The organism is Paenisporosarcina sp. HGH0030 (assembly GCF_000411295.1).
Lineage (GTDB): Bacteria > Bacillota > Bacilli > Bacillales_A > Planococcaceae > Paenisporosarcina.
The window spans coordinates 373,324-391,094 of the sequence record NZ_KE150421.1 but is presented as its reverse complement, the minus strand read 5'-3'; the positions used below and the strand labels follow the sequence as shown (position 1 = coordinate 391,094).

Genomic DNA, 17,771 nt, shown 5'->3' with positions numbered 1-17,771 from the left:
AAGAAATGACAAGAAGTAAACTCTATTATCTTGAAAGGATGAATTAATGGATATTTGGGAACTTGTTCAAGCAATAAAAGATAAACCGGATGATGAGATTGCCAAAATGACCAGTATACTTCCCGTTACCCTGACGGTAGAAGAAGTGAAATTAGTCCGCCCTATCTTTGACAAAGCCTCACTTCAATGGTTATTGTTTGGGCCACCAGCGCATGTTCATAAACAACTTCAAGGGATATTAGGAAAAACACGCACCAAAAAGCTTTTCACACATTTTGGACTATAATCAATCGACAAAAAAGAGACTCTAGCAAATATATGCTTGAGTCTCTTTTGATTTAAGAACGTAAATTCTCAATGCTTTCTGGCATGAACGTCTGTTTTTTGAACATGTCAATTTCATAAAGATAAGGTGCTTTTTTGTTTTTCGCATCTGATCCGACGAAAGGTGTTTCTAGAATTTTAGGAACTGCAGTAAGCTGGGGATGATGCACGATATAATTAAGTGCATCAAAACCAATTTCACCAAATCCTATATTTTCATGACGGTCTTTACCTGCACCGCGGACATTTTTACTGTCATTAATATGAAGAACTTTCAAACGATCCAGTCCGATCAACTGATCAAACTGCTTTAAGACACCATCAAAGTCTTCAACAATATCGTAACCTGCATCATGCGTATGGCAAGTATCAAAACAAACCGACATTCGTTCGTTATGTGTCACGCCATTTATGATTTGTGCAAGCTCTTCAAAAGATCGACCACATTCTGTACCTTTTCCTGCCATCGTTTCTAAAGCGATTTGCACAGGGAAATCTTGTGAAAGCACTTCATTTAGGCCTTCAATAATCTTTGCAATACCGACATCTGCTCCTGCCCCAACATGTGCTCCAGGATGCAAGACGATTTGTTTGGCACCCAATGCGGCAGTTCGCTCAATTTCTTTTTGTAAAAACTCGACGCCGAGTGCAAACGTTTCTGGTTTCAACGAGTTCCCGATATTGATGATATATGGCGCATGAACCACAATGTTCGACATACCATTCGCCAACATATGTGCTTGTCCCGCTTCAATATTCAATTCTTCTATCGGTTTACGACGCGTATTTTGTGGTGCACCAGTATAAATCATAAAAGTGTTTGCCCCATAAGACGCAGCCTCTTCACTGGCTGAGACCAGCATGTTTTTTCCACTCATGGAAACATGTGAACCTAATAGCATAAAGAACACCCCTTACTTTTTGCGGTTTTTGATGCGGCGTTCTCTCTTCTTGATTTTGTCCATTTCCCATTTCATATTACGTTTGTATCCTGGTTTAACCTTTTTCGGTTTACGGACCATTGATTTTGCTTTCGCATCAATTTCATCTTCAGTTGTTTTTTTACGATTTTTGCGTGTGTGGCGTTCTTTTAAAGGTGACCACTCACCATCAACTACATCCACATGAACAAAAGGAATTCCCATTTTTTCGATGCGGATAATCGCGTCTTCATCTGTCGGTTCATATAATGTAATAGCTGTGCCTTCCAAACCTGCACGAGCTGTACGTCCGACACGGTGAATGAAGAATTCCAAGTCTTCTGGCAGCTCATAGTTGATGACATGGCTGACACCTTGAATATCGATACCACGGGCAGCAAGATCTGTTGCAACGATGTATTGATATTCAAGTTCACGGACTTGTTTCATCATGCGTGTACGTTCACGTGGTGCTAAATCACCATGAATCCGTCCTACACGATAACCCGCTTCAGCTAAATAATTGGCTACGTCATCAGCATTTTTTCGAGTGTTGGCAAAAATAATAGCCAAGTAAGGATTAATCCCATTCAACACTTCAACTAAACGTTTCTTTTTCGATTTGCTTCGAACAGGAACCAGATTGAAGACAATTCCTTCTGCTACTGGTCGTTTTTCACCAATGTTGATGTGTACTGGAGACTCCATATATTTCTTCAAGAATGGTTGCAAGCGTTCAGGAATCGTCGCTGAGAATACGAACATTTCAAGTGAATCTGGCATTTTTCCTGCAAATGCATCGATATCTTCGATAAAGCCCATGTCAAAAGCGAGGTCTGCTTCATCTACTACTAATATCGGTGCTGTATGAACAAGCAAAGCATTCTCTTTGACTAAGTCACGAATACGACCTGGTGTCCCAACCACAATATGTGGTTGTGATTTTAACTTGTCAATCGAACGTTGTTTATCAGTTCCACCGATAAACAATTTTGATTGAATGTCTGTACCTTCAGTCAGTTTGCTTAGTTCTTCGAAAATCTGGGAAGCAAGTTCACGTGTTGGGGAAGTTATGATAGCTTGTAATTCTGTTTTGTCAGTGAGGATTCGCTCAACAATCGGAATTAAAAAACTATGCGTTTTCCCTGTACCCGTATGTGCTTGGCCAATCGCACTTTTTCCTTTAAGAATTAGAGGTATCATTTCTTTTTGAATAGGGGTTGGTTCTGTAAAGCCTAATTTACTAATGGCATTTTGTAAAAAAGGTTGAAAATCATAATCTGTATATTTGGACATTTTTTGCCCCTCCTTACGTTCTTCCATTGTATCATGTTTTGATTATTTTGAAGACCATCAGCTTATCATAGTTGTAGTGTGCCCTCTGCGTCAATTAACTATTTATTTAGAAAGGAGGATTTTATGCGTTATCAATCTTTTTATCCATTCGCACAATCACAAATGCCGAATGTTTCACCGAGGCACTCGATGCCGCAAAGCTTTTCTGGTGGAAGTCCAACCCAAATGCCTTTTGGTGGTTTAGGGAATGCCTTTGGTAATGATAATCCATCCCAAGCGCCTTTTGGTGGTTTTGGGAATGCCTTTGGTAATGATAATCCATCCCAATCGCCTTTTGGTGGTTTAGGGAATACCTTAGGTAATGCTAATAGATCCCAATCGCCTTTAGGTGGTATTGGGAATGCATTAGGAAATGGTGGATTACCACAGGGAACGAACCGTGTTGAGCAGTTCATGGAAACCGCTGACCGTTTCTTGAACACCGCTCAGAAACTGACACCTATGGTCCAACAAGTTGCACCTATGGTCCAAAACATACCGGCATTATGGAGAATGTACAGAGGTTTTCAAAATATGCCTGACGCTACGGCCACTGCCAGCGCTGTCCGTAATGTTGCATCCGCTGCCCCCCGCCTTGGTGGAACTTCACAACCACGTATTTTCCAGCCACCCTTTTGATTTTTGAATTCGCCGCTCCTCTCAGTTATAATAAAACTTAACAACTTCTGAGAGGAGTGCTACATATGCAAGTACTCAAAATTTCCCCACGTGGTTATTGTTACGGCGTCGTGGATGCAATGGTAATCGCTCGTAATGCAGCGATGGATACATCCCTTCCACGCCCGATTTATATATTAGGTATGATTGTTCACAACAAACACGTTACCGATGCCTTTGAAAAAGACGGGATCATTACGCTGGATGGAGAGAATCGTAAAGAAATTCTGGAAAAAGTCGAGGGCGGCACAGTCATCTTCACTGCCCACGGAGTTTCACCTGAAGTCCGTGAATTAGCCAGACAAAAAGGATTGGTGTCAATTGATGCCACTTGTCCTGACGTGACGGTTACTCACGATTTGATTCGTGAAAAGACAGCTGAAGGATATCAAGTCATTTATATCGGCAAAAAAGGACATCCAGAACCTGAAGGAGCAGTAGGTGTTGCGCCACATGCTGTTCACCTTGTACAGACGGTCGAAGATGTTGAACAACTGAACATTCAGGCAGAAAAATTGATTGTGACAAACCAAACGACGATGAGTCAATGGGATGTTGCTGCCTTAATGGAAAAATTATCACTTAAATATCCTCATATCGAAGTGCATAAAGAGATATGCCTGGCTACTCAAGTTCGACAAGAAGCGGTCGCAGATCAAGCCGGTGCTGCCCAATTATTAATTGTTGTCGGAGATCCGATGAGTAATAATTCAAATCGCCTTACCCAGGTATCCGAAGAAATTGCCAACACCCCTTCTTACAGGATATCCGACTTATCTGAGCTTAAACTTGAATGGTTAGAAGGAATTGAACTCATTGCGGTTACAGCTGGCGCTTCTACACCGACACCTATCGTAAAAGAAGTTGTCCAATTTTTAGAGAAGTATGACCCACAAGATCCACAAACCCATCGTTTGGATCGTACGGTTACAATTGATAAGATTTTACCTAAAATCAAAACTCCTAAACCGGTTGACCGGATTGAACCCTATACACTTACTTAATGAAAAAAGCTATCCAGCAATGGATAGCTTTTTTCATAGAATTCGGAAGGGCTCAGTGGAAATTTCCGATGCAATAAATGTACAGTCGAATTTTTTCTCTTTACACATGGCATTCATTTTTTCGGAAACACCTTTTTTCATTATGGATTCAACATGATGTCCTGGATCAATTACATTTAAGCCGAGTGCTTGTGCATCCTGTGCAACATGGAAATATAAATCCCCCGTTACAAGGACATCAGCCCCTGCCCGTTTTGCTTTTTGGATGTACTTATTGCCGTCCCCTCCCAAAACAGCCACTTTACGGATATTTGCCGAAGGATCGCCTACAACACGCACAAAAGGAACAGACAGTCGATTTTTGACTTGTTGAGCAAACTCATCAAGAGTCATTGCTCGTTCAAGCTCTCCAATGCGGCCAATTCCTTGCTGCTGTGTTTTTGAATCAAGTGTCCATATATCAAAAGCCACTTCTTCATATGGATGATTTGTATACATGGCTCTTAGGATTTTTGATTTTTGGGAAGCAGGGAAAATTACTTCCACTTTATCCTCTTCTACTTCTTCCAGGTGATTCTTAGTGCCGATAAAGGGATTTGATCCATCTATAGGCTGGAATCTCCCCTTGCCGGTGGATGAAAAACTACAGCTATCGTAATTGCCGATTTGCCCTGCTCCAGCAGATGCGAGCGATTTACGTAGATCTTCTGAAGATGAGGTCGGTACAAACACGGCTAACTTCATCATCGGTTCCGCATATGTTTCTTCCAGAATGTTGATTTGTTTTAATCCGAGTGCTTCGGCCAACAAATCATTCACCCCACCCGGTGCCACATCCAGATTGGTATGGGCAGCATAAACAGCAATGTCATGTTTGATGCAAAGCGTAAACATTTCACCTGATGGCGAATCTGTACGGAGATTTTTTAATGGACGGAAAATAGGTGGATGATGTGCGAGAATCATCTGGCATTTTTTGTCGATTGCTTCCTGTACAACTTCAAGTGTAACATCGAGTGTAACCAATACATTTTTAATGGGTAGATTCAATTTACCGATCTGTAAACCGATGGGGTCATCTTCTAATGCAAAGAATTTAGGCGACCAGGACTCAAATAATTGAATGATTTCGTGTCCATTCGCAGTTTTCATGCACTGAGAGCCTCCTTTACAATCTTCAATTTTTCTTCGATTTCATCTTTTTTCATCTGTACATCTTTTGATAATTCAGCTACGCGAATCGCTTCTAATATGCGTTCCCATTCAGCTGATTCTTTCTCCCATTTTTTACGGAACGCATCATTACGATCCTCCATTAAAAATGGACCAAGGAGCAACTGTGCTGCTGTTAAAGACATTTTTCCTCTTTCCAACACCAGAATTTCGTAAATCTTGTCGTCTTCCTGCAAAATTTCTTCTGCAATTAGCTTCCATTCATTTAATATTGCCCATTCTCGAATTGCTTTCGCGTGAATATTCGGTTGTAAAATGAGTCTGTCCACCGTTATCAGTCTGTCGATATCTTGGTCTAAAATGGAGGCAATCAATGGACCACCCATTCCAGCTATTGTCACTGTATCAACAGAATCTTCTTTTTCGATTGCTTGCAGTCCGTTTGCAAATCGAACCGTAATTTGTTCCTGCAATTGTTCAGCACGAACCTGATTGCGTGCCGATTCATACGGTCCTTTTGCCACTTCCCCTGCTATTGCTTTTTCAGCAATCTGCTGATGAACAAGATAACATGGTAAATAAGCATGGTCACTTCCTATATCTGCCACAATTGAACCTTTTTCAATAAATGAAGCGACACGTGTTAATCGCTCTGAGAGACGTTGTGCGTTCAACGAAATCCTCTCCTTTCTTCTATAAACAAGATTGTACCATAGACATGAAAAAACGGGTTCCCGAATGTAATGGGAAGACCGTTGAAAATGATTTTTTCGTCTATTCGCGGTTTCAGAGGTCCTTTTCGCGGTATTGTGAATTTCACACTTTCTATTCGTGCACTTTTGTATTCTATTCACGAAGCATGACAAATCTAGTGCATGAAAAAACCCTTATCCATTTCGGATAAGGGTTTCAGCTTATTTTAGACTTAAAATGTAATCAGCCATTTGTGCTGCTTGATCTTCAGGTAGTAAACCAGCAGGCATGCCAGATCCTTTACCATTTACGATAGTTTTAGTAATTTCTTCTTTAGATAAAGAAGTACCAGCTAAAGCAGGACCTACTGAACCTTTAAGATCTCCGCCGTGACAAGAAATACATTTTCCTTTCGCCACTTCTGGATCGAATTCTGCAGTTTCAGCTTTTCCGCCTTCTGCGCCTCCTTCATGTTCAGAAGCGATTTCTTCTTTTTTATCAACACCTTGAATTGATAAGAAGAAAATAAGACCGATACCAAATGCCATAATTAAAATGAAAGGAACTATTGGATTTTTTTGCATCATGTAACCTCCTTTTTCGTTCGTTCTTTTTCTAGAATAGAATCAGTCAACAGTGTTATTGTACTGCATTCCATCAAAAACGAAAAGTCTTATCTCGGAAGTTTTCACGGATTGTGATAAATTCGACAATTTAGCGAAATTTAACAGCCGATTAAACGAGCAATTACCATTCGTTGCACTTCTGAAGTACCTTCGCCAATTTCGCATAATTTAGCGTCGCGCATATAACGCTCAACTTCATATTCTTTCATATAGCCATATCCACCGTGAATTTGAACGGCTTGGTCAGCAATCTGCATGGCGATTTCAGAAGCATATAATTTACACATTGATGCTTCTTTTGAGAATGGACGACCTTGATCTTTAAGCCACGCAGCTTTATAGACCATCGTACGAGCCAATTCGATTTTCATGGCCATATCCGCTAATTTGAATTGAGTGATTTGGAAATCGGACAATGGTTTACCGAATTGTTTGCGTTCTTTAGAATAACGAAGCGCACGGTCGAATGCTGCCTGAGCAATCCCTACCGCCATTGCGCCAATACCGATACGACCGCCATCGAGTGTTACTAAAAACTGACGGAATCCTTCGCCGCGTTTGCCTAATAGATTTTCTTTTGGTACTCTCACATTCTCTAAAACTAGTTCTGTTGTATTAGAAGCATTTAAGCCCATTTTTTCGTAGTTATCAATCACTGTGAATCCTTCGGCATCAGTTGGCACAATAATCGCACTGATTTCCTTCTTACCATCTACTACTCCGGTAATCGCTGTGATTGCCAAATGTTTCGCATAGCTTGCGTTCGTAATGTATACTTTGCTGCCATTAATGACGAAATCGTCACCATCTTCAACTGCACGTGTTTGTGTACCTCCTGCATCTGAGCCTGCATTCGGTTCAGTTAACCCAAAAGCTCCAAAAGATTCACCTGTGCAAATCGGCGTTAAATATTTATGTTTTTGTTCTTCTGTTCCAAACAAATTAAGCGGTGCCCCACCTAAAGAAATATGCGCTGAATACGTAATACCGGTAGATGCACATGCTCTGCTAAGTTCTTCAGTAACAATAGCAAAACTGATTGTATCTGCACCAGCCCCACCATATTCTTCTGAAAACGGTAAGCCCATCATCCCCATGTCGGCTAACTGTTTAAAAATTTCTTTTGGAAAAGCTTTCGTCCGATCACGTTCTATCGCACCTGGTGCTACAACTTTATCCGCAAACTCTTTCATTGTCTTGCGAATCATCTGATGTTCTTGCGATAAATCAAAATTCACTACATTCAACCCCTTTTAATTTTAAAACGCTTTCATTTTTCATTATATATGAAATATTCTAACATTCACAACTATTATTCTTCTATTAAAAAAGAGAACAAAAAAAGATGCTCACCGGTGTGAGCATCTTTGAACATTCTATTCTAAAAAGTCTTTCAGTCGTTTACTTCTTGAAGGGTGGCGCAATTTTCGTAAAGCTTTTGCTTCGATTTGACGAATACGTTCACGCGTAACACCAAATACTTTCCCTACCTCTTCTAAAGTGCGTGTACGTCCATCATCAAGACCAAAACGCAAACGCAATACATTTTCTTCTCGGTCAGTTAAAGTATCTAAAACGTCCTCTAACTGCTCTTTTAACAACTCATAAGCTGCATGGTCAGATGGAGATTGTGCATCCGAGTCTTCAATGAAGTCTCCTAAGTGCGAATCATCCTCTTCCCCGATAGGTGTTTCAAGTGAAACTGGCTCTTGAGCAATCTTTAAAATTTCACGCACTTTTTCAGCTGGCAATTCCATTTCTTCCCCTATTTCTTCTGGAGAAGGCTCGCGACCTAGGTCTTGAAGCAACTGTCGCTGAACGCGGATTAATTTGTTGATGGTCTCAACCATATGGACAGGGATACGAATCGTACGAGCTTGGTCAGCAATAGCACGTGTAATCGCTTGTCGAATCCACCAAGTTGCGTACGTACTGAATTTGAATCCTTTACGGAAATCAAATTTTTCCACCGCTTTGATTAGACCCATATTACCTTCCTGAATTAAATCCAGGAACAGCATGCCACGGCCAACGTAACGCTTGGCAATACTTACAACCAGTCGTAAGTTCGCTTCTGCTAAACGTTTTTTCGCTTCTTCATCGCCTGCTTCAATACGTTTAGCCAAGGCAATTTCTTCATCTGCAGAAAGTAAGTCAACACGACCGATTTCTTTTAAGTACATTCGCACTGGGTCATTGATTTTAACACCAGGTGGTACACTTAAATCGTTTAAATCGAATGTTTCCTCTTCTTGCCCTTTTTTCATTAATTTTTCTAAGTCTTCTTCATCGCCGTCTTTACGACCAAGCTCCACACCTTGTGCTTCTAGCTGTTCAATAAATTCTTCGATTTGATCTGATTCCAACTCAAATACGGATAATTTTTCAGCTATGTCAGCAAAAGTCAGCTCCCCCGATTTTTTACCCAGTTCGAGTAGAGATTTTTTTGCTTCTTCTAATGTGACCTCAGTTTCTACCTCTTTTGAACGCTCAGACTTGTCCGCCATAAGTCTTCCTCCTTTAAAAACCAATCAATTTACATCGTTGATAACGATTTTTTCAAATCGATCATTTGTTTTGCTAGCTCTAAAGCACGTGTCATATCCTGAAGTTTTTCTGCTTCTTTGGACTCGTGCATTTTCGTTTGAATTTGAAGCTCGATTCGATGTTTATTTATTTGTCGTAAGCAGTCGGAGACTTCTTCACTTGCATGTTCCGGGTCTCGTTCTGTTAACGTTGCTTCCATGACCAGCTTTCGTAGTTCTGTATCTTCTAGAATTTCTAGAAAACGATGTGTATCAGCTTGAGGATATGTGTCGTAGAAACCTATGAGACGAACAAATATCGCTTCATAAGGATCGTGGATGAATACGTGTAGGCCATGATCTTGGTGTAAACGATCGACAATATCAACTTGATGTAACATATGAGCGAGCAACAATTTTTCAGCCCGATCAATTGCCTGTATACGCTTACGACTTACCGGAGCGTTTTGGGCAACAGGAGGAGCCTGTTGTCTCGAGTTCTGCTTAATATTTTTCCCTTCAATCTTTCGAAATTGCTGATAAATCGCATCTTCCGAAATATTGGTTTCATTGGCTAATTGCCGAATATATAAATCGCGTTCAACTGGTGAAGAATTTCCGACAAAGTGTTCGAGAACTTCTTGCACGTATTGTAACGTGTCATTTTCAAATTGAAAGTTTTTATTGCGTCTTGCAACCATCATCATAAAAGCCAAATAAGCATGGGGTCGTTCAATTATTTGTTTTTCGAATGCCTCTGCTCCATTTTTTTGAACAAAGTCATCCGGGTCCATTTGATCTGGCAGGATGGCTATTTCCGTTTTCACTTTATCCTGCATTAATAGCTGTGCAGCACGTTTTGCAGCTTCTAGCCCTGCAGCGTCCCCATCGTAACAAAGTGTCACAGAATCAGTTAGACGTTTCAGTTTATTAACATGTTCCTTTGTAAGCGAAGTACCCATCGTAGCAACAGTATTCATGATGCCCGCTTTTGCCGCTGCTATAACATCCATAAAACCTTCCATGACAATCACTTTATGCTTTTTACGGATTATAGGGCGCGCAACATCCAAATTATACAAAACTTTGCTTTTTTGAAATATCGGAGACTCAGGACTGTTCATGTACTTTGCATCCTGCGACTCCGTATTTAATACACGTCCAGAAAATGCTATGACATGTCCCGCTTCATCACGAACCGGAAACATGATTCGTTCTCTAAATCGATCGAAGTATTCATTTTTATTTTCTTTTTGAATGAGCAGACCACTTTGTGCCATTTCGGTCGGATTGAATCCTTTACGTTCAAGCAACGTGGTTAAGGCATCCCAATTAGGTAGTGACCACCCAATTCTATACTGTTCAATAAGCTCTCTTGAAAATCCTCTTTCTTCTAAATAATGAAGGGCTTTTTCTCCTTCTTCCGTATTTAGAAGCAAGTGATGGTAGTAATTCATAGCAAACGTGTGCGCTTCTTTCATTCTTGTTTCTTCTTTGGATACCGTTTTAGCTTCGCCATTCTGAGGTTCAATGTCCAGGTCGATACCTATACGTGATCCTAATTTGCTAACTGCTTCCTGAAAAGAAAGATTGTCGATATCCATTACGAAGGTAATGGCATTTCCTCCGGCACCACATCCAAAACAATGAAAGATTTGTTTATCTTGTGAAACTGAGAATGAAGGTGTTTGTTCTCCATGAAAAGGACAAAGACCAAACCAGTTGCGTCCACGTTTTGTTAATTGAACGTATTCGCTAATAACATCAACAACATCATTACTCGTGCGAATCTGTTCAATTGTTTCTTCCGGAATTCGTTGCACGTTGTCATCACCATCTTTATAGGCTAAATATTGAATTCGAGATAATCGATGAAAATCCTGCAAGTTTCGACAAAAATAATAAAAAAAATACATATTACCCCCTTTGTAGAAGTAATACTGTTTTTTTCTATAGTGATTTTCAAAAATCTAAATTATCGAAATCTTGACAAAACTTACGAAATGACAACCCTTATTAAATATTTTTACCACAATTTTTATTATAAAACGTTTTTCTTGAAAAATCCACAAAATAATTATTATTTCAAAAGAAAAAACCTTCCCTCATAGGGATGGTTTTCACCTTACTGGATTTTGTTTAAGATGACATTTGCTGTTTCTTCGACTGCACGATTCGTCACATCAATCACATGACATCCAATTCGGGAAACTACTTTTTCAAAATGGACGATTTCTTGTTTAATGCGTTCCAATTTTGCATAGCTTGCATCATCATTAAGTCCTAAAGCAATCAATCGTTCTTTCCGGATTGAATTTAACTTCTCTGGAGAAATGACAAGTCCGAAACATTTTTCCGGGTCAACTTTGAATAACTCTTCCGGAGGCTCTACTTCAGGCACTAATGGAACATTTGCGACTTTATATCGTTTGTGTGCTAAATACTGAGATAAAGGGGTCTTGGAAGTGCGGGAAACGCCGACGAGGACGATGTCAGCCAATAGTAAACCACGTGGATCCCGTCCATCATCGTATTTTACAGCAAACTCAATTGCTTCAATTTTTTTGAAATAATCGTCATCCAATTTCCGCACTAACCCTGGTTCTTCAAAAGGAATTTCATTCAATTCAAGTTCAAGTGTATCCATGAGCGGACCCATTAAATCGATGGATCTTACACTATGTTTTGCACATTCCATTTGCAAAGTTGAGCGCATCTTTTTTCGGACAAGCGTATATAAAATAATCGCTTGCTGCAGTTTTGCAAGATTTACAATTTCTTTTACATGATCGAGTGTCGCGATATGAGGGAATCGTTTTAAGGACGTATCCTGTAAACCAGGTCTAAACTGACTTACCGCTGCTTTCGCAACTAACTCTCCTGTTTCGCCCACTGAATCCGAAACAATAAATATTTGCAATTTTTTCATGGTTTCCGTCACCTCACAAATCGTGATTTTCCGCTAATGACAGAAAAGCACGTGTAATGTTTGTTTTGGTCAAACGACCAATCACTTCGTAACCATCAGGATGTTGTTTTACGATTGGCAAAGCATCTATTTGTTTGTCAATCAACTTCTTCGCGGCATGGATAAGTGAGTCGTGTTTATAACAAAATGTTATATTTGGCATCCGAGTCATTATGATATGTACGGGAATTTTATTTAAGTCCTGTTGACCTAAACTCGTGCGGAGTAAATCTTTTCTTGATAATACGCCTGTTAAATATGAATTTTTATCTACAACAAATAGCGTGCCGACATCTTCCAAAAACATTTGACAGATGGCATCATATACGGTCATATCTTCTGCTACTACAATCGGGATTGACTGAAAGTCCCGAACCTTCATATTCATCATGCTGTCAGAAACAGCTTGACCAGTTTTTTTGCCTGAATAAAAATATCCTACACGAGGTCGTGCATCCAGAAACCCCGACATGGTTAATATAGCTAAATCCGGTCGAAGTGTAGATCTTGTTAAATGCAGACGCTCTGCAATTTGTTCTCCTGTAATCGGACCATTTTCTTTTACAATTAGCAAAATGTCCTCTTGACGTTTGTTGAGTTCGATCGGACTCACCGCCTCAAAAAGTGTTATACTCAATGTTCAATATTATATACTAATTAAGTGGGCTTATCTAGTACCCTGTTTAAGTGGCACTTTAGATTTTTATATGCTACAATATAGTCAATTATATAGACGAAGATAGGAAAATAAGTATTGTTCATCCTTTAGCGAGCAGAGGCGGTGCAAGTCTGCAACGAACAAGAAAAGGCGTCCTGGAGTCATGTTAATGAAAGTGGATTGCTTTTAGCAATTAACTGGGGTGGAACCGCGGGTATTATGCACTCGTCCCCGGACATTTAATGTCCGGGGACGAGTGCTATTTTTATTTTTGGAGGGATTGTTATGACAATCACAATGGAAAATGTAGTTAGTTTAGCGAAACACAGAGGTTTTGTCTTCCCTGGCTCGGATATTTATGGAGGCTTAGCCAACACTTGGGATTACGGTCCACTTGGAATTGAACTTAAGAATAATATCAAAAAAGCTTGGTGGCGCAAATTTGTTCAAGAATCTCCTTATAATGTTGGTCTTGATGCAGCTATCTTGATGAATCCTAAAGTTTGGTCAGCATCAGGTCATATCGGAAATTTCAATGACCCTATGATTGACTGCAAAAAATGTAAAGCACGCCATCGTGCAGACAAACTGATTGAAGATGCTCTTGAAGCAAAAGGAATCGAAATGATTGTTGACGGACTTCCATTCGAAAAAATGGAAGAATTAATCAGCGAACACGCCATTATTTGTCCAGATTGTGGAGCTCAAGAATTCACGAACATCCGTCAGTTCAATTTAATGTTCAAAACTTCTCAAGGTGTGACGGAAACTTCTTCTAACGATATTTACTTACGTCCAGAAACAGCACAAGGGATTTTTGTAAACTTTAAAAATGTGCAACGTTCAATGCGAAAAAAAATGCCATTCGGGATTGCTCAGATCGGTAAGAGTTTCCGTAATGAAATCACGCCAGGTAACTTCACATTCCGTACGCGGGAATTTGAGCAAATGGAACTTGAATTCTTCTGTAAGCCAGGTGAAGATTTGGAATGGTTTACTTTCTGGCGCGACTATTGTAAAAACTGGTTACTGAACTTAGGTTTGAACGAAGAAAACATGCGTTTACGTGATCACGATAAAGAAGAACTATCACATTATGCATCGGCTACAACAGATGTGGAATATAAATTCCCATTCGGCTGGGGCGAGCTTTGGGGTATTGCAGACCGCACAGACTTCGACTTAAAACGCCATATGGAGCACTCTGGTGAAGATTTCAACTATATAGATCCGATAACGAATGAACGTTATGTACCATACTGTATCGAACCATCATTAGGTGCAGACCGTGTCACACTGGCATTCTTATGTGATGCATATGCTGAAGAAACTCTTGAAGGTGATGATAAACGTACCGTGTTACGTTTCCACCCTGCATTAGCTCCGGTAAAAGCAGCTATCTTACCATTATCGAAAAAATTAGCTGAAGGCGCTGGTGAAGTGTTTGCTAATTTAAGCAAATCATTTATGGTCGATTATGATGAGTCTCAATCAATCGGTAAACGTTACCGTCGACAAGACGAAATTGGAACACCTTTCTGTATCACGTATGACTTTGATTCAGTTGAAGACGGTCAAGTAACTGTACGTCACCGTGATTCAATGGAACAAGTACGTATGCCTATCGTAGAAGTTAAAGCATATATTGAAAAACACTTAGAATTTTAATTTAAACAGGATTGAAACATTTATGCTCAATTGCTCTATAGAATAAATTAAGGGAGGGAGATGTGAATTTTATCACAACTCCCTCCCTATTTTTATCAATATGAGACTACTTGTTATGGGCTAGTTCATTTATTTCGTTTGCACAATTTTTGATCGTATCAATGACGACTCTTGGCTCTGATAATTGCGGGAAATGTCCACTTTTATCAGCAACAATGTGTTTACTATTCTTTGACAATGTCAGTAATTCCAATTGATTATCTTGTCGTTTTATTCGTACTTCCTCTGGCATCATTCGGTTTTTCTTCCCACCTGTAACAACAAATACAGGTATTTCGGGAAAAGCATCTATTTGATGAATTTGACTCACAGTTCGTTTTACAAAATTTACTTCATCGAATTGTTTGTGTGAAGATAAGGAATCCAACATTTTGAGCATCTTATTTATTGTTTTTACTGCCTTACCTTCAAATTCTTCAAGTTTGATATCTTTTGGATGGCTGGATTCCAAAAAGACAATTCCAGCTACTTCGTTAGGATAGAGTCGCGCATATAAATTTGCATATAAGCCCCCTAGAGAATGTCCAACAAATAAGTAAGGAGGTTCAAATCCCAAGATTTTTAGTGTTTCATGGAGAGTATTAACAATTGTCATTCCATCTTGATTTTCGATTGGCTTATCGCTACCAGTAACACCAAATCGATTATAAGAAAATACTGATGAGAATTGCGAAATTTCCGGGAGTATTTTCATCCAACCTTCAATGGGACCCGACCCACCGTTAATCAAAACGACATTGGGTTTACCTTTTCCGCTAATATTATATTGCAGCTTTCCTTTAGATGTTTCCACGTAATATTTCTCTATTTTCAATGCGCATCACCTCATTTTGTACGAGGTCACATGAAGTAAAACCGGTAATTGAATAGAGAAACTTCTGAACCTCATATTAATTTTTTTGTAAAACCCGTACTTTTACCAATATATCCATTTCTTATATAAAAAGCATGTGCTGGTATTCGCTCTTCTCTATTTCCACTGTTTAAAGTTATGGAACCTGCTCCTTGCACAATAGCCCATTCTTCGCAAGCTTTCAATAGCATTGAGCCGACCCCTTGTTTCCTTTGTTTTGAACTTATAACGAATGCCTGTATTCGTGCAAATACTCCAGTAAATTCGAAAGATAGAGCCTTGCATAACCCTGCAAAACCAATTAATTGATTATTTTTCACAACCACTAATGTTTCATATTCAGTATGACTTAATAATAACTCAAATCGTTTCGTAAGTTCTTCAAGTGATGTAGGATAACCTAATTCCGCCATCAGTTCGAGTAAATCTTCATAATCAGATGATTGCACTGTCCTAATTTCAATTGTCATTGATTAACCATCCTGTTAACTTTATATTTTGTATCACTTTTAAATGATCTTTTAAATGTCCCAAAAAGAAAAATGCTTTACTCCATCTTGAAGTAAAACATAAGTTCAATTGATTAAGACTATCGGGTGGTTTGGTACAGTGATTTAATTTCTTTTATTTGCTCAATGTGCCGCTGTTCATGTAAATAAATTAATTCGATCCATTGATAAAGAGGTAAATCACCAAAGTATGGATGTTTTACTGATTTGTCAACCAAGATCGATGTATCTTCTACAGTATTTAAGATGTTGTTTAATAAATTTCTTGAATTGCTTAATTGGTCAATAATTTGATGAGTCTCGGCAGATTCAATTTGAGGCATAACGATTTCTGGTGCTTCCAACTTATTTGACCTGTCTAATAAAAAATCGATTTTTTTGGGTTCTGCACTGATGTTGGATTTTTTGAGTCCATAAGCAATTGCCTTAGCAAAAATTTCTTCTGTCAAAGCTAAGTGGTTGCATATTTGCGCAATACTCCAGCTCTTTATTCCAGGAGTATAATTGAATTCTTCATCACTTAATAAATTCATTTCATTTAGCAGATTATTTCTCGTTATTAACAGATTTTCATTTTCAAATTTACTCAAAACATCCCAACCTTTCAAGTCAATTTATCTACCACGTAACATACTATTCGCCATGCTTTAAAATATTCATGAATAGTTATCGCACGGAATAATTGCATACAAAAAGTTAAACGAATAAAAGAGTCAACCATTAAATCTCCCCATCAATATGGTATTATAGAAATTTCCATCAGAAAGAAGTTTATCTTTTCTTAGCATCCCTTCCACTTCAAAACCATATTTTTTATATAGTTCCATTGCTTGATCATTGGTTTCGAGAACCTTCAAGGTTATTTTCTTAATATCATTAGAATCTGCCCATTGAATGGATTGTTGTAAAAGGTTTTTTCCGATACCATAGCCCCAAAACTCTTGTAATACACAGACACCAAATTCCACTTTATGAGAACTTCTTTTTAATTTGTTCCCTTCACATCTTGAAAAACCAACAATTCTACCATTAACTTCTGCCACTAAAAATAGGTTGCTAATGCTTTCCATATCATCTTTAATTACTTGTTTAAAGCCTGTTTCGTCTATGTATGCCTCGCCTTTTTCCCTATCTAAATTTTCCGTTTCTCCATCTATTTGCAATCTAACTTCAGATAAATTTTTCGCATCGGTTTCTATTGCAGATCTTATAGAATAACGTAAATTATTGATAAAACATCCCATAGGATTAATTTTCATTCCATGGCCTCCTGGTCTTAATGACCCGCAATCTTGATCTTATCATTTTTTTCATTACTAAAAATGACGATCAACTCATCTATTTCCTTCAGATAATCCTCTGGAAAAAGTGTTCTAATTGATGTTAATTTTTCTTTAAATTCCTTAATTGGATCTTTATTAAAAGTTGCTACCGATTCCGATCCATAATAGTGTTTTATTTCACTAAGTATCCCCTATTTGTCCTGTGAGATTAAATTGATACGCTTTCTAGGCATAAAAAAGGTCTTCTAGAGAAAACGAAAACCCAGACTGTAGACAAACAAAAAAATGAGTGAATATAACTGTATACTATTGAAAAAGAGCCTATGCAAGAAAATGTTGATTTCCATTGCGGCGGACGCGTTTCGCGGGCACGGCTTCAGTCTCCTCGTCACTACGTTCCTGCGGGGTCTTCAGCTCGTGCTGTTCCCGCTGAAGTCGCCGCCTCCACTCCAATCAAAAGAAATGCTTCTGTAAGCGTGTCTCTGCAAAATATT

General features: G+C 38.9%; 18 protein-coding genes. 4 read left to right on the top strand and 14 right to left on the bottom strand.

The features are described 5' to 3' along the window. Positions 1-46: 46 nt before the first annotated feature. A complete protein-coding gene (locus HMPREF1210_RS01970) occupies positions 47-286 on the top strand; it encodes a hypothetical protein (RefSeq protein WP_016426916.1) in 240 nt (79 codons plus the stop codon). 52 nt (positions 287-338) lie between these two features. Here the strand turns inward: HMPREF1210_RS01970 and HMPREF1210_RS01965 are convergent, their stop codons facing one another. Beyond that, entirely contained in the window at positions 339-1,226 is an 888-nt protein-coding gene (locus HMPREF1210_RS01965) for a deoxyribonuclease IV (RefSeq protein WP_016426915.1), read from the bottom strand. 12 nt (positions 1,227-1,238) lie between these two features. Continuing rightward, positions 1,239-2,540 (bottom strand): DEAD/DEAH box helicase, encoded by a 1,302-nt coding sequence (locus tag HMPREF1210_RS01960; RefSeq protein ID WP_016426914.1) that lies wholly within the window; start codon positions 2,538-2,540, stop codon positions 1,239-1,241. A gap of 123 nt (positions 2,541-2,663) precedes the next feature. Between HMPREF1210_RS01960 and vrrA the strand changes: the two genes are divergently transcribed. Continuing rightward, entirely contained in the window at positions 2,664-3,218 is a 555-nt protein-coding gene (gene vrrA / locus HMPREF1210_RS01955) for a VrrA/YqfQ family protein (RefSeq protein ID WP_016426913.1), read from the top strand. A 65-nt stretch (positions 3,219-3,283) separates the two neighbouring features. Then, entirely contained in the window at positions 3,284-4,261 is a 978-nt protein-coding gene (locus tag HMPREF1210_RS01950; protein WP_016426912.1) for a 4-hydroxy-3-methylbut-2-enyl diphosphate reductase, read from the top strand. 33 nt (positions 4,262-4,294) lie between these two features. Here the strand turns inward: HMPREF1210_RS01950 and HMPREF1210_RS01945 are convergent, their stop codons facing one another. From HMPREF1210_RS01945 to HMPREF1210_RS01910, 8 genes are all read right to left on the bottom strand, one after another. Then, positions 4,295-5,413 (bottom strand): Nif3-like dinuclear metal center hexameric protein, encoded by a 1,119-nt coding sequence (locus tag HMPREF1210_RS01945; protein WP_016426911.1) that lies wholly within the window; start codon positions 5,411-5,413, stop codon positions 4,295-4,297. Continuing rightward, positions 5,410-6,108, bottom strand: coding sequence for a tRNA (adenine(22)-N(1))-methyltransferase TrmK (locus tag HMPREF1210_RS01940; RefSeq protein WP_016426910.1), 699 nt, complete (start codon positions 6,106-6,108; stop codon positions 5,410-5,412). The genes HMPREF1210_RS01945 and HMPREF1210_RS01940 overlap by 4 nt, the downstream gene beginning before the upstream one ends. A 240-nt stretch (positions 6,109-6,348) precedes the next feature. Then, a complete protein-coding gene (cccA, locus tag HMPREF1210_RS01935; protein WP_016426909.1) occupies positions 6,349-6,711 on the bottom strand; it encodes a cytochrome c550 in 363 nt (120 codons plus the stop codon). 140 nt (positions 6,712-6,851) lie between these two features. Continuing rightward, positions 6,852-7,991: an acyl-CoA dehydrogenase gene (locus HMPREF1210_RS01930; RefSeq protein WP_016426908.1), complete on the bottom strand. Its 1,140-nt coding sequence runs from the start codon at positions 7,989-7,991 to the stop codon at positions 6,852-6,854. Between the two features lie 138 nt (positions 7,992-8,129). Then, positions 8,130-9,260 carry an RNA polymerase sigma factor RpoD gene (rpoD, locus tag HMPREF1210_RS01925; RefSeq protein ID WP_016426907.1) on the bottom strand — a complete coding sequence of 377 codons (1,131 nt, stop codon included), beginning with the start codon at positions 9,258-9,260 and terminating at the stop codon, positions 8,130-8,132. A gap of 29 nt (positions 9,261-9,289) precedes the next feature. Further along, positions 9,290-11,101 (bottom strand): DNA primase, encoded by a 1,812-nt coding sequence (gene dnaG / locus HMPREF1210_RS01920; protein WP_036659641.1) that lies wholly within the window; start codon positions 11,099-11,101, stop codon positions 9,290-9,292. Between the two features lie 302 nt (positions 11,102-11,403). Further along, a complete protein-coding gene (locus HMPREF1210_RS01915; protein WP_016426905.1) occupies positions 11,404-12,207 on the bottom strand; it encodes a pyruvate, water dikinase regulatory protein in 804 nt (267 codons plus the stop codon). A 13-nt stretch (positions 12,208-12,220) separates the two neighbouring features. Continuing rightward, positions 12,221-12,859, bottom strand: coding sequence for a helix-turn-helix transcriptional regulator (locus HMPREF1210_RS01910; RefSeq protein WP_147640277.1), 639 nt, complete (start codon positions 12,857-12,859; stop codon positions 12,221-12,223). A gap of 330 nt (positions 12,860-13,189) precedes the next feature. On the opposite strand from HMPREF1210_RS01910, the gene HMPREF1210_RS01905 reads away from it, so the two are divergent. Next, complete coding sequence (locus tag HMPREF1210_RS01905) at positions 13,190-14,572, top strand: glycine--tRNA ligase (RefSeq protein ID WP_016426903.1); 1,383 nt, start codon at positions 13,190-13,192, stop codon at positions 14,570-14,572. A 106-nt stretch (positions 14,573-14,678) separates the two neighbouring features. Here the strand turns inward: HMPREF1210_RS01905 and HMPREF1210_RS01900 are convergent, their stop codons facing one another. The 4 genes from HMPREF1210_RS01900 to HMPREF1210_RS01885 all read right to left on the bottom strand — a co-directional run bounded on the left by HMPREF1210_RS01900 (position 14,679) and on the right by HMPREF1210_RS01885 (position 17,253). After that, positions 14,679-15,446: an alpha/beta fold hydrolase gene (locus HMPREF1210_RS01900; protein WP_016426902.1), complete on the bottom strand. Its 768-nt coding sequence runs from the start codon at positions 15,444-15,446 to the stop codon at positions 14,679-14,681. Between the two features lie 71 nt (positions 15,447-15,517). Then, complete coding sequence (locus HMPREF1210_RS01895; RefSeq protein ID WP_016426901.1) at positions 15,518-15,955, bottom strand: GNAT family N-acetyltransferase; 438 nt, start codon at positions 15,953-15,955, stop codon at positions 15,518-15,520. Positions 15,956-16,074: 119 nt separating this feature from the next. After that, positions 16,075-16,584: a DinB family protein gene (locus tag HMPREF1210_RS01890; protein ID WP_036659640.1), complete on the bottom strand. Its 510-nt coding sequence runs from the start codon at positions 16,582-16,584 to the stop codon at positions 16,075-16,077. 123 nt (positions 16,585-16,707) lie between these two features. Beyond that, the gene (locus HMPREF1210_RS01885) at positions 16,708-17,253 is read right to left on the bottom strand and encodes a GNAT family N-acetyltransferase (RefSeq protein ID WP_016426898.1); all 546 of its coding nucleotides are present in this window, start codon (positions 17,251-17,253) and stop codon (positions 16,708-16,710) included. Positions 17,254-17,771 lie beyond the last annotated feature (518 nt).